1 protein-coding gene is annotated in these 1,171 nt (G+C 71.0%); it reads right to left on the bottom strand.

Annotation, left to right across the window (positions count from 1 at the left end; genetic code table 11):
• Positions 1–1,119, bottom strand: a 1,119-nt coding sequence (locus CF165_RS45945; protein WP_240522127.1) for a condensation domain-containing protein, incomplete at its 3' end; no start/stop codon positions are given.
• Positions 1,120–1,171 lie beyond the last annotated feature (52 nt).

The raw sequence follows: 1,171 nt of genomic DNA, 5'->3' as shown, positions 1-1,171 counted from the left end.
GTCACCGGCGAGGTCGGACAGCCGCTCGCGCAGGTCGCCGTCCAGGTTCAGCTCGACCGTCGCGCCGCTGTCGTCGGGGCCGGCGAGCGACCGGTCGCCGGGGAGACCGGATGGATCGGGCAGATCCCGCAGGATCGACTCCCAGTGCCGCAGTTGCCTGCTGAGCGGGCTGGTGGGGTCGGTCTCGTCGCCGAGCCGCTCGCGCTGCCAAAGGGTGTAGTCGGCGTAGTCGACGGGCAACTGCGTCCATTGTGGACCAATTCCGGCCAGCCGGGCCGCGTAGGCGGTGGCGAGGTCGTCGGTGAGCGGGCGGACCGACCAGCCGTCGCCCGCGATGTGGTGCAGCACGAGCACCAGGACATGCCGCTCGGCGTCCGTCCGGAACACCCACGTGCGCAGCGACAGGTCGGTGGTCAGGTCGAACCCGTCCCGGGCAGCTGCCCACACGGCCTCGTCCAAGTCGGCGGGCTCCACGGCCACGACAGGAAGCGGCGGTACGGCCTGGTCCGCGGGGAGAACGAGCTGTCGAACCACACCTTCCACTTCCGGGTAGATGGTGCGCAGGACCTCGTGCCGCCCGACGACGTCCGCGAGGGCCGCGCGCAGTGCCGTGAGGTCGAGCGAGCCGGACAGGTCCAGGACCAACGGGATGTTGTAGGCGGGACTGGCCGGATCCAGCCGGTTGAGGAACCACAGGCGGGTCTGCGCATACGACAAGGGGATCTCCGCCGGTCGGTCCCGCCGGGTCAACGCCGCGTGCGCCGCGTCCGTGGTCGCCAGCCGTTCACCCAGGGCGCTCACCGTCGGCGAGTCGAAGACGGCGCTCGCCGGCACGTCGAACCCGAGCCGAGCACGGACCCGGCTGCTCAGCTGTACGGCGAGCAGCGAATGCCCGCCCAGGTGGAAGAAGTTGTCGTCGACACCGACCTCGGCGACCCCGAGGACGTCGGCGAACAACCCGCACAGCACCTTCTCCAGGGGCGTCCGGGCGGCTCCACCGCCACCGCCGGTGATCTCCACGGCCGGCAACGCGCCGCGGTCCACTTTCCCGCTCGGCGTCGACGGCAACGCGTCCAGTGGCACGAAAGCCGACGGCACCATGTACTCCGGCAGTGACACGGCCAGGTGCTTTCGCAGCGTCGTGGTGTCTACCTGCGCAGCCGTACCCACC

This window comes from Amycolatopsis vastitatis, assembly GCF_002234595.1.
In the GTDB taxonomy this organism is placed as follows: domain Bacteria; phylum Actinomycetota; class Actinomycetes; order Mycobacteriales; family Pseudonocardiaceae; genus Amycolatopsis; species Amycolatopsis vastitatis.
Note: the sequence above shows the minus strand (reverse complement) of the source record. Positions and strands in the feature narration are given on the sequence as shown.